Genomic DNA, 11,405 nt, shown 5'->3' with positions numbered 1-11,405 from the left:
TGTAGGGCTTGGCCGGAAAGGGATAGGCGATGACGGGTTGCCCTCCGTCCACCATTTCGCGGAACGACATGCCCTCGGGTGGCAGTGTCGTGTCCGTCGGCACCTCGTGGCTCATGGGTGCTGGCGCGACGCTCGCCACGGACTCCGTGCCACTCGGCGGTGGGGACATGGGAACCAGTAGTCCCAGGGCGAAGGCCAGTGCGAACACCCCGGCGACTCCGGCCAAGGCCAGGTGCCGCCGGATGTAGGGCGCAGGGGGGCCGGAGAAAGCGTGCGCCATGCCTTCCACTCCCTTGTGCACATCCTCCAGGGTGGGCACCATCGACTCCACCGATTGCCTGTCGGGGGCCACGGTCCACGGGGTGTCCTCCACCTCCATGGCGGTGTAGCTGGGGGAGGCCGAGGAGATGACGCGTACCCGCCAGTCGGTCCGCGGTACCGCGCCGTCCTCGGCGGGCTGGTGCACCAGGGCCGGCGCCCCGGTCGTCACGTGCGTGGCCCGGTAGAGCGTTCCCTGGCTGTAGTCGTCCTGCGGCACCTGCTCGTGGAGCTGGTACGGCCCCAACCGCTCCGCTTCCTCCCAGCTCGCCTCGGACTTCTTCTGCTCGTCCATGATTGCTCCTCGCCAGCCTCACCGTCGTGCGAGGCCTGACTCGCTTGTTTGCACCGAGCCGAGCCTCCACTCCAGGAGCCACACGGTGCTTCGGCGGAAACCTACTCAGCAGGTACGAGTCCCGTTCGCCTTCGAGTGGCGGGCGGTGGACGCCTGGCGATCCTCGCGCTCACAAGAGATTTCGGTGGCTCCGTGTCGGGGAAAGCACGAAACCAGACACAGACATTCCATGTCAGAGCATTGCCTCACCATGCACGCGCAACCCTGACACGGAGCCCGTGCATGTCCTCCCGAGAGTCCGCAGCCCAGCTTGAGCAGGAAATGAAGTCCGACCCCCCGCAGGAGTCCGAAGCCCTGCGAGCCGTCCCCACGCCGGGCGTCGCGCGCGCCGACGCCGCGCAGATGGTCCGCGTGGAGGCCGCCAACTTCCAGCGAAGCATCCCCCTCCCCGAGCACCCCGACAACGGCGACGAGGCGCGCTACCCCACCCGCTTCGCCAGCTACTCCAAGGGCCTGCCACACGACAACCTTGGAGAGGTCAACACGGTCGAGTACGACAAGCTGCTCGTCGCCGTCGCCAGCGGCAACCCGGCCGACTTCGAGGCCATCACCCTGGGCGGGAGCCGCCAGCTCGTCAACCCGCAGTCGGCCTACGCCTACCAGCTCGAGGGCGCGGACTCCCACGCGCTCGCCGTGGCCCCCGCGCCCACCTTCGCGAGCCGGGAGAACGCCGGGGAGATGGAGGAGCTGTACTGGATGGCGCTGGCGCGCGACGTGTCCTTCCTGGACTACGCCGCGTCCCCGCCCGTCATCCCCGACGCCCAAATGCGCCTCAACCAGCTCGGCGTGTACCGGGGCCCCCGGGTGAACGGGATGGTGACGGCGGACACGCTGTTCCGTGACTCCCTGCCCGGCAGCACGGTGGGTCCGTTCATCTCGCAGTTCCTGCTGCTGGACGTCCCCTACGGCGCGCAGACCGTCTCCCAGCGCATCAGCACCCGCGTGGCCGGGGATGACCGCGTCTCCACCTTCTCCGAGTGGCTGCGCATCCAGAACGGCGGACTCCCCGCCCAGCAGGAGGCGCTGGACCCGACGCCGCGCTACCTGCGCAACGGGCGGGACTTAGCGGAGTTCGTCCACCACGACTTCCCGCTGCAGTCCAGCCTCAACGCCGCCCTCATCATCAGCGCGCAGAACGACACGGACCGCGATGGCAAGTCCTCGCCGCCGGTGCACGATCCGAACAACCCCTACCGCCAGTACCTCAAGCAGGATGCGTTCGCGACCTTCGGCAACGCGGACGGGCAGGACCTCATCGGCCGCATCATGAAGCTGGCCCTGCTGGGCGTCTGGTTCCAGAAGTGGCAGGTGCACCGCCGGCAGCGCCCGGAGGAGTTCGGCGGCCGCGTCCACAACACCAAGGCCGGCACGCGCGCCTACCCCGTCCACGCCGAGCTGCTCGACTCGCCGGTGCTGCCACGGGTGTTCCAGCGCAACGCCGCGCTCAACGGAGGCACCGGGGGCACGTACCTGCTGCCCCAGGCCTTCCCCGAGGGCTCGCCCCTCCATCCCGCCTATGGCTCCGGCCACTCCACCTACGTGGGCGCGGGCGTGACGATGCTCAAGGCGTTCTACAAGACGGACCTGCCGGTGAAGAACCCGGTGGTGCCGAGCGCGGATGGCACGTCGCTCGTGCCCTACACCGGCCCGGCGCTGACGATTGAGAACGAGCTGGACAAGCTGGCGATGAACATCGGCGTCGGCCGGCTCTTCGGCGGCGTGCACTGGCGCACCGACCACGAGAGCGCGGTACGGCTGGGCGAGCTCATCGCGCTGCGCGTGCTTCAGGATCTGGCGCGCACCTACAACGAGGACTTCGCGGGCTTCCAGGTGCGCACCTTCGGCGGCAACACGCTCACCATCACCGCCACCACGCCCGCGCTCCCCAACCACGTCAGCTCCGTCACCGGCTTCACCCTCGTGGATGCCCATGACCAGCCGGTGCCCGGCTACGAGGAGCTGAGCAACGGCATGACGCTGCGGATGTCCCAGCTGCCGCAAGGGTGGAAGCTCCGGGTGAACACCTTCCCGGCCACCGTGGGCAGCGTGAGGCTCGTCGTCGACGGAGTCACCACGCACGACAACGCCGCGCCCTACATGGTGGCCGCGGGCACCCCGCTGACGACGAGCGGCACCCACACGCTGGTGGCCACGCCCTACAGTGGCGCGAACGGCAGCGGCGTGGGCGGCGTCCCCCTCGTCCTCCGCTTCCAGGTGGAGAGCCACTGGGCCATGACGGGCTCGCTGAAGGCCTGGAGCCTGAATCACGCGACCGTCCGGCTGGACAACGGCAAGGTGTTCGTGGGCCCCCGCTGGGGCTCGACGGCCACGCAGCTGTACGACCCGAACACCGAGGCCTGGATCCTGACCGGCTCCGTGAAGCATGAGCGCGCCCGCTACACGATGACGGTGCTGACGGGCGGCAAGGTGCTGCTCGTGGGCGGCGCCGTGGGCGAAACCTACCCGACCGAGACGGAGGTGTATGACCCGAACAAAGGCACCTGGACCGTGAGCGGCTCCCTGGCCCAGGGCCGCTTCGGCCATACGGCGACGCTGCTCAAGGATGGGCGGGTGCTCGTGGTGGGCGGCTGGAACAGCGGCGGCTATGGCTCCGTGGAGGTGTACAACCCGGGAAGCCAGACGTGGTCCACCCTGCCGGTGTCTCAACCCGTGCTGGGCCACACGGCCACGTTGCTCGAGGATGGCCAGGTGCTGGTGGTGGGAGGCAACTGGAATACTCCGCTCGCCCGGCTCTTCAACCCCACGACGAACACCTGGACCTCGATTGCCCCCCAGGCGAGCCGCTGATGGATCACGCGGCGGTGCTGCTGAAGGGTGGCAAGGTGCTGGTGGGCGGAGGCGCGTACTCCTGGCTCTATGATCCCACCTCCCAGAGCTGGACGCAGCGCGGAGCCCCGGTCGTCCGCCGCTCGAGCTACACGATGACGCTCCTGCCCAACGGCCAGGTGCTGATGACGGGAGGGGAAGGGGCGAACGGGACCCTCCGGGAAGCGGAGCTGTACGACCCGACCACGGGAACCTGGGCCCTGACGTCACCGATGAACCATCCCCGTTGGAGGCATACGGCGACGCGGCTGCTCAATGACAAGGTGCTGGTCGTAGGCCCCACCGAGGTCAACGTCCCGAGCTTGCTCTGCGAGCTGTACACGCCCGCTCCCTGAACCACGAGACCGGGAATGATGAGGGAGGCCCGGGACCGCAGGGCCCCGGGCTGCCCTCGCTCGTTTGAACCTGTCTCCCCTGCCCTCGTGTCCTCCGACCCCACTTGGAGGTGTCAAAGGATTCGTTCCAGCGCCTACCTCTACGCGGTGAACGGTCCGCTGTGCGCGTGGGACAGGGGGTTGGGGCGGCATTAGGAACTGTCCTCCCGCGATCATGGCCACCAAGGCCAGCGGATGATCCGCTGCCCCCGGGTTGAAACCGTGGATGCCCCCTCTGCATGTCATTCTCCAACAAGAACTTGGCGAACTTCGGCCAGTCGCTCGAGTTCCTTCGGTGTCGCCTTTCCGTCGGCCCGGGACAACTGCTGGAGAGTGTCGAGTACCCTGCGCCGGTAGGCCTCGTTGGTGCGGGACACGGAAACCAATGCAGCATCAACGCTTGCCCTGTCGGTTGGCAGGGACCGAAACGAGGATGTAATGGCCGACACGTGCGGATGCTCCGCAGGGAGAAGCTGTCGAATGATGTTCTGCGCGAACACGACTTCTCCATCGGCCAAGCGGCGGTCTGCAGCGGCGATGTAGCGCAACAGTGTCGCAACACTGCCGACAAGCACCGCCGTTTCATCCTCTTGAGGCTTTATGGGCTGATGGATCGGCTCTGGAGGAACTGGGAGCGGTTGGACAACTGGCGCCGGTTTCAGGGTAGTTGGGAGCGGTTGGACAACTGGCGTCGGTTTCAGGTATGTCTGAGGCGCGACCGCAGCAGTTCTACCGGAGGCGCGTTTCGCCAACTCCATCAGCGCATTTGCAGCTTCCTTGGCCGCGACGGGATTCGAAGTCTTCAAGACGATCCGCAAGCCGCTTTCCGACAACACCTCCAGCTCGCCGTACTCCAGCACAGGCAACTGGGCGTTGTTCGTGAAGCGCAAGTCGGGGCCTCCATCCTTCTTGACATAGCGCCACGTCGACCCCACCTGCCGTGAATCGGACGGGACCCCGTCTTCCTCGATGAAGCGAGTCACTGAGGCATGAGCTCGAAGCGTTTCATACGGGAGTCCCGCGAGATGCCGCCCATCCCAAATCATGAGCCGGTCGGGTAGAAACAAGATTCGCTGCGGACCGACAGGCACACACCAGGGCTCGATGTTCAGTTCAATCTGTGGCAGAGACCCCGACGTGGCTCGTATGGTCGTACGCCGAATCAAGGAACTCGCGCCTGCGTTCCGCTTCCAGTCGGTTGTCTGCGCAGCGTAGAAGACGTGCCACAGGCGAGCCGGTTTTCCGAGCCACTGGCCAACGGCATTGGCCATGGCGATCCGCTCCACGACCTCATCATTGTCCACATCGTAGATGAGCCGTGCCGTACGACGCGCGTTGCTCCACGCACGCACTGGAAGGGCTGCCCCCAAAAGCAACAGGATGGCCGCACCAGCGGCTGCACCCCCGAACTGGGTGCTCGCCCAATTCGCGACAAGGACGGCGCCTCCCAGGTACCAGCCAAAGAGGTTCGCTCGGCGCAGACGGGCCTGCGCATCTTGCAAGACCGCATCTGGAGAGCTGACAGCCAGTTCCGCCACGGAAGCAGTCGAGATCAGCCCCGAAGTGTCGTTCGGTTCAGCACCCGGAACAGTGAGGGTCGCGTGCGTTGAGTGCTGCATCGGCGCAGCAGGGCTCCGTAAACCACGTGAGCTGCCAACCTTCTGGCGATACTGAAATCCACCGCGCCCGATTGTGACGTAAGTGCCGCTCGGCCCAACAGCAACACGCGCACCACGGACACCCGCGGAGACACCGAGCCCCCTCGTTGAGAGATTGAGCCGAAGTGGCCCCATCTTGAGCGAACGCCTGAACGACCAACCCATCTGAATGCCCCCGCTGAACCTCTGAAGGTACCAACAACCTCCGCGGTAACTGAACCCAGGGTTATGCAGGGAGACAGGATTTGAACCTGTCTCCCCTACCCAGACTCCCCTGGCCCCGCTCAGTTCGCCCCGGCCGCCGAGCCGAGCGGCTGGACCGTGGGCGCCGGGGACTCCTTCAGTTCCACGGCCAGCGCGTCGAGGTCGTGGAAGCCCTTGGCGCTCACGTCCCCGCCCCGGAAGACGGCCCAGCTCTTGAGATCCCTCTGGAACGAGCGGGTCATCTGCCACAGCTGCGGGCCGCTGTTGGACAGGTAGAGGTAGAGCATCCGCTTCGAGTTCCACGGGTTGGGCAGCGCCACGGCCAGTCCGTCATCCGGGCGCCCGTAGGTCTTCCCCTGCCAGCGGAAGAAGCGGCGGCCGATCTCCACCGGCAGCTTCTTCTCCGCGGCCAGCCGCGCCACCAGCCCGTTGTTCTCGGCGCTCCCGAGGACGAACAGATCCTTCTCCGCGAGTTCCTGCTCGGTCACCTCTGCGTCCGGCTTGACGGGGGCGAGCACGTCCGTGAAGACGTCCGCGAGCAGCTCGCGGTAGTTCTGGGTCAGCGTGCGCTCCGCCTCCACCTCGCGGGCCGAGCCGTAGACGAAGAGCAGGTGCTCGAAGTCGTCCGTCGTGTTGGCGAGGATCTGGTAGCGCTCGCGCGGCACGGGGATGTCGTTGGACGGGTTGAACACCACGCGCACCGGCTTCTCGGCCAGGTGGAAGGTGAAGGTGTCGCTCGCGCCCTTCACCTCCACCTTCTCCAGCGTCGAGCCCTTGGCGGTGACGAGCTCCACGGTGGTGACGAAGTGGTAGGGCTTGCCGCCCTGCTCCACCTTCAGCGTCACGTCATGGCCCTCCTTGGCGCTCGCGAGGCTGGCGCGGATGCGGGGCTCAGGCAGGCCGCCGCGCTCCAGCCACTGGGAGATGAAGGGCTTCAGGTCCCTCCCCGCGGCCTCCGAGGCGGTGCGGATGAAGTCCGCCGTGGTGATGTTCTTGTTGGCGTAGCGCTCGTGGACGGCGCCCATCACCTTGGAGAAGGACGCGTTGCCCAGCAGGAGCCGGAGCTGGTGCAGCAGGACGGTGCCCTTGATGCGCGGCACCGCGTAGGTGCCATAGCGGTCATACGAGGTGCGCGCGTCCACCGGCACCACGTCCCCCTCGCGCGCGGCGAGGTAGAGGTAGCGGGCGTTGAGGTCCGCCAGGGCATCGCGCTGCTGCTCGTAGGCCTTGTCCGCCGAGTCCGGCAGCTTCTGGAGGATGGACCAGTAGGCGGCCGAGCCGCTCACCAGCCAGTTCTCCGCGTCCGTGGAGGGGAACACGGTGTTGCTCCACAGCAGCTTCTTGTCGAAGCCGAAGGCGTCCTTGACCTTGGCGAGCTCACGCTTGGGCTCGGCGGCCTTCTTCTCCTCGGCGAGCGCCTTGACCCGAGCCGCCTTGAGCTGGTCGGCCACGTAGATGGGGCTGAAGGTGGTGTAGCCGAGCGTCAGGTGGGGCGTGGCGCCGGGGAGATCCTGGATGTGCCGGCCGCCGACCATCTTCTCGCGCAGCGTCGTCTTGCCGTAGTGGGCGAGGAACATCAGCTGGCGGGCCATCTCGCTGGTGGTGACCTTGCCGTCACAGGCGTGGGGCCGGTTGATGGGGCTGGAGGCCAGCATGCGGATGGCGTTGTCCAGGTCGATGCCGCCCTTGCCGTGCTGCTCGAAGTACTTCTGGAAGGCGATGTCGCGGTTCCAGGTGTTGAAGGCCAGGTCCACGGGCGCGTTCTGGGGGTTGGGCACGTACTCCTTGCGCACCTCGAGGTCGCGCGTGTTGTTGTTGGCCCAGATGAAGTCCTTGAGGTTGCCCGGAGTCTCCGCGGCCTTGCCCTTGGAGCCCGTGCGCCAGAGCTTCGTCTTCTCGGTGCCCAGCAGGAAGCAGGCGCCCTCATCCGTCTTGGCGTCCGCCAGCGTCCAGTCGTTGGTGTAGAGGCCGTTGTTCTGCCTGGCGAGGATCTGCGCCACCTCGTCGATGGAGGAGGCGTACTGGGCCGCCTTGCGGATGCGGTTGCTCTGGGGTGTGCCGTCGGGGTTGAAAGGCGTCTGGCCCACGGTCGTCTCACCGATGACGATGCCCGCGTCGTTGATGAACCAGTCCGCGCCGCTGTGGATGCCGCCCGGGAACGTCTGCATCACGAAGCGGTGGCCCTTGGTGGGCTGCACGTCCAGCACCACATCCCAGTGGACGCCCGTGTAGCCGTTCCACATGAAGAGCTGCCCCATGATGAACTGGCCATCCCTGGTGGCGGACTTCGTGGCCACGAAGGACGAGCAGTGGTCGCCCTCGCCGGCCCGGCCCTGCTCGTCCTCGCCCTTGAAGAAGAGGCGCCCGGACAGCGGCGTGGCACTCACCTTGTTGGCGTCCTCGAGCTGCCCCAGGTCCACCGCCGAGTTGAGGGCCGCGATGTCCAGCACATCCAGCTCTCGGTCCTTGAACTTCACCCCGGCCTTGTTGGCGCCGTCGGCGATGCCCTTCATCTCCTCGAGGTACTCGGTGTCGAACTTGCGCAGGAAGAGCGAGTCCGTCAGCAGCCGCACCTGGGCCCAGCCATTGGCCTGGTCCTGGCGGTTCTTCCAGGTGCCCAGCTTCTCCATGTAGCGGACGATGTCGTCGGCCACGAGCTCGCCATACTGCCGGCCGCGCTCGTACGGCTCGCCCTCGATGTGGATGTACTTCCACCCGCCGTCGTCGTAGCGGAAGCCCTTGCCGGCCCAGCGCACGGACTCCATGGGGATGTAGGCGGTGATGTCGTCCACCTCCTCCACGCGCACGTCATCCACCGAGACGGAGCCGGTGGCCTTGCCGTTGCGGCCCAGGTGCACCTGCACGCGGTCCGAGCCCTGCGTGGCGAAGAAGAGCACCGCCACGCGCCCGTCCTGGTCCGCGCCAGCGGCGGGCGAGCAGTTGGTGAAGGGGAAGCTCTTCATTGACAGGCACGCGCCGAGCGCCGTGGGGTAGCGCGCCTGGGGGTCCGCCTTCACGCCGCGGGTCCGCAACCACGCGCTCAAGCGGTAGAGACGACCCACCTGGAGCTTCACGGGCTCGGACTGGACGGTGGTCTCGGCGCCGCCGGAGGGGTTCTCGATGACGAGCCCCCGGCTGCCCTCGGCCTTGCCGTCCGTGCTGGCCGCCACCCTGCCCCCGCCCGTCGCGGTCCAGCCCGAGGGCTGCCCCGAGCCGCCGAGCGACTCGAAGCCAGCGTTGTTCACGGGCACCTGCGCGGCTCGCGAAGGTGCCGCGTGAAGAGCGCCCACGGAGAGCAGCAAGGCGCCAAGGAATCTGGAGGTCATGCGGAACGGGGTCATGTCCGGCCCGTTCTCCCGCCATGCCCGCCGATCGTCAACCACCTCCAGCGCCGAAGTGCCCGGATTGACTCGGGAATCAGAGGACGACGGTGACCGTGCGCGTCAAGACCCCCGCTGGCCGCCCGCCTGGGCTCCCGGTGAGCCCAGAGGCTTTATTTTGGCGAGGAACGATTTCGGGTCATTCTCCGCCCGAGTGCGTTCTACATCCTGGATCATCCTGTTGCTGTGCGCAGGCTGCACCGCGCATGTGGCTCCCACCCTCCCCCCGTCCAAGGTGACGGCTCGGACCGTGGAGGCCTCGCCGAGCGCGAGCGCCGCCGTGGCCCCGCCCGCCCCGTCGGCGGCCCCCGCGAGCGCCGAGTCGGGTCCGGCGCTCGAGGCGGCCCTGGCGCGGGTCCCCGCCCAGACCGACGCGGAGCTCCAAGCCACCACCATCCCCGATGGGGTGACCGAGGGCGAGGAGGGCGCGGCGGACGATGACGACGAGGTGGCGGATGCCACCGACACGGACGAGGGCGAGGCCGAGCAGGTGGACGCGAGCGTCGTGCCCGACGGCCCGCTCTACACCGCCGAGTGGTCGGACGAGAAGCTGACGGAGCTCTGGAAGAAGGCTCCGGCGTCGCTCGGCTCCATCTCCGTGGGCTTCGTCGAGAGCGGCCGGATGATGAACTCGGTCCAGGTCCCCCAGGGGAATGACTGGCTCGTCGTCTCGCCCGAGCTGGCCTGGGCCACCCAGGAGACGGTGGACTACCTCACCACGGCCATCCGCGAGGTGCGGGCCCAGTACCCCAAGGCGCCCCCGCTCCGGGTCAACCAGCTCAGCTCCCGCGACGGCGGCTACCTGCGCCCGCACAAGAGCCACCAGAACGGCCGCGATGTGGACCTCGGCTTCTACTACCCCACCGTGGATCCGATCCGGGCCCGCGAGCGCGAGCGCTACATCGACCTCGAGCTGAACTGGGCCCTCATCAAGGCGCTCGCCCTGCACACCGACGTGCAGATGATCCTCGTGGACAAGCGCGTGCAGAAGGTCATCTACGACCACGCGCTGAGCAAGGGCGAGAGCAAGGAGTGGCTGGACTCGCTCTTCAACGCGGGCGCGAAGTCGCTCGTCAAGCACGCCAAGCGCCACCGCGACCACTTCCACGTGCGCTTCTTCAACCCGCGCGCCCAGGAGCTGGGCCGGCGCGTCGCCCCGCTGCTCGCGCTCCAGCCGGACAAGAACATCGTCATGCACCGGGTGCGCTCGGGCAACACGCTCGGCGGCATCGCCGTGAAATACGGCTCCTCCATCAACGCCATCAAGAAGGCCAACCGGATGCGCGGCGTCTTCTTGAGCATCGGCCAGGTGCTCGCGATTCCGCTGCGCGGCCCCTGCACCCGCTGCCCCGTGCCCCCGCCCGTCGTCGTCCCGCCGCGGCGCCTGCCGCCCGGGATGGAGCAGGCCCCGGCCTTCGCCTCGAAGCCGGCCCCCGCCGCGCCGCGGGTGCCCGTGACGGTGGAGCCGCAGCCCGCCGTCGCCACGCAGGCCCCCGCCGATTCCAAGGTGCAGCCGGCCGTCGCCACCCAGGCCACCGCCGGGGAGACGCAGCCCGCCGTCGCCACGCAGCAGGAGAACACCGGGGGAAGCGCCCCGGCGAGCACCGACACGTCGGGCGAGGCCCAACCGCGGCAGCCCACCGAGGCTCCGGTGCAGCAGCCCTCGGGTGGAGGCATGCCGGCCGATACGAACACCTCGGCGGCGATGCTGCCGCTGGGCGCGACGGCGATGCAGTGAGCCCCCGGGCGCGTCAGGTCTGAACGCGGCGGTTGGCCTTCTTCTCGCGCTCGCCCAGGGCGGCCTGGAGGAACTTGCCCGCCAGCTTCCGACCGATGAGCTCCTGCGCCACCATGCCCGCCTCGACCAGCTTGTCGAGGTTGATGCCCGTCTGCACGCCCATGCCGTGGAGCATGTAGACGATGTCCTCGGTGGCCAGGTTGCCCGCCGCGCCCGGAGCGTAGGGGCAGCCGCCGAGCCCGCCGATGCTGGCGTCGAACGTCGTCACGCCCATCTGCAGGCCCACCAGGGCGTTGGCCAGCGCGGTGCCGCGCGTGTCGTGCAGGTGCAGCGCGAGCTTCTCCACCGGGATGTGCTCCAGCAGCGCGGAGAGGATGGCGTCCGTCTGCCTCGGCGTCCCCACCCCGATCGTGTCACCCAGGCTGAGCTGGTAGATGCCGGCGTCCACGAGGGCCCGGCTGATCTCCACCACGCGCGACACGGACACCTCGCCCTCGTAGGGGCAGCCCCACACCGTGGACAGGTAGCCGC

The 11,405-nt window shown here is 68.0% G+C and carries 6 protein-coding genes and 2 pseudogenes; 3 read left to right on the top strand and 5 right to left on the bottom strand.

Annotated elements, in window-relative coordinates:
- A partial coding sequence (locus VF794_RS32245; RefSeq protein WP_331116955.1) for a hypothetical protein occupies positions 1-613 on the bottom strand: 613 nt, incomplete at its 3' end.
- Positions 614-934: 321 nt separating this feature from the next.
- Here VF794_RS32245 and VF794_RS32240 point away from each other — a divergent pair.
- Both VF794_RS32240 and VF794_RS32235 read left to right on the top strand, forming a co-directional pair.
- Entirely contained in the window at positions 935-3,481 is a 2,547-nt protein-coding gene (locus VF794_RS32240; RefSeq protein WP_331116954.1) for a kelch repeat-containing protein, read from the top strand.
- Positions 3,481-3,855 (top strand): kelch repeat-containing protein, encoded by a 375-nt coding sequence (locus VF794_RS32235; RefSeq protein WP_331116953.1) that lies wholly within the window; start codon positions 3,481-3,483, stop codon positions 3,853-3,855. Before VF794_RS32240 ends, VF794_RS32235 begins: the two co-directional genes overlap by 1 nt.
- Positions 3,856-4,136: 281 nt before the next feature.
- Here VF794_RS32235 and VF794_RS32230 read toward each other — a convergent pair whose 3' ends face one another.
- The 3 genes and pseudogenes from VF794_RS32230 to VF794_RS32225 form a co-directional block, all read right to left on the bottom strand.
- The gene (locus VF794_RS32230; protein WP_331116952.1) at positions 4,137-5,513 is read right to left on the bottom strand and encodes a TerB family tellurite resistance protein; all 1,377 of its coding nucleotides are present in this window, start codon (positions 5,511-5,513) and stop codon (positions 4,137-4,139) included.
- 57 nt (positions 5,514-5,570) lie between these two features.
- A pseudogene (locus VF794_RS41820) lies at positions 5,571-5,717 on the bottom strand (DUF4236 domain-containing protein); the annotation flags it as partial.
- A 119-nt stretch (positions 5,718-5,836) separates the two neighbouring features.
- Positions 5,837-9,097, bottom strand: coding sequence for a C45 family autoproteolytic acyltransferase/hydolase (locus VF794_RS32225; protein ID WP_331116951.1), 3,261 nt, complete (start codon positions 9,095-9,097; stop codon positions 5,837-5,839).
- Positions 9,098-9,344: 247 nt separating this feature from the next.
- On the opposite strand from VF794_RS32225, the gene VF794_RS32220 reads away from it, so the two are divergent.
- Positions 9,345-10,874, top strand: a complete 1,530-nt coding sequence (locus VF794_RS32220) for a penicillin-insensitive murein endopeptidase (RefSeq protein WP_331116950.1) — start codon at positions 9,345-9,347, stop codon at positions 10,872-10,874.
- A gap of 13 nt (positions 10,875-10,887) precedes the next feature.
- Here VF794_RS32220 and VF794_RS32215 read toward each other — a convergent pair.
- A pseudogene (locus tag VF794_RS32215) lies at positions 10,888-11,405 on the bottom strand (hydroxymethylglutaryl-CoA lyase); the annotation flags it as partial.

Source organism: Archangium sp. (genome assembly GCF_036389735.1).
GTDB lineage: Bacteria > Myxococcota > Myxococcia > Myxococcales > Myxococcaceae > Archangium.
Note: the sequence above shows the minus strand (reverse complement) of the source record. Positions and strands in the feature narration are given on the sequence as shown.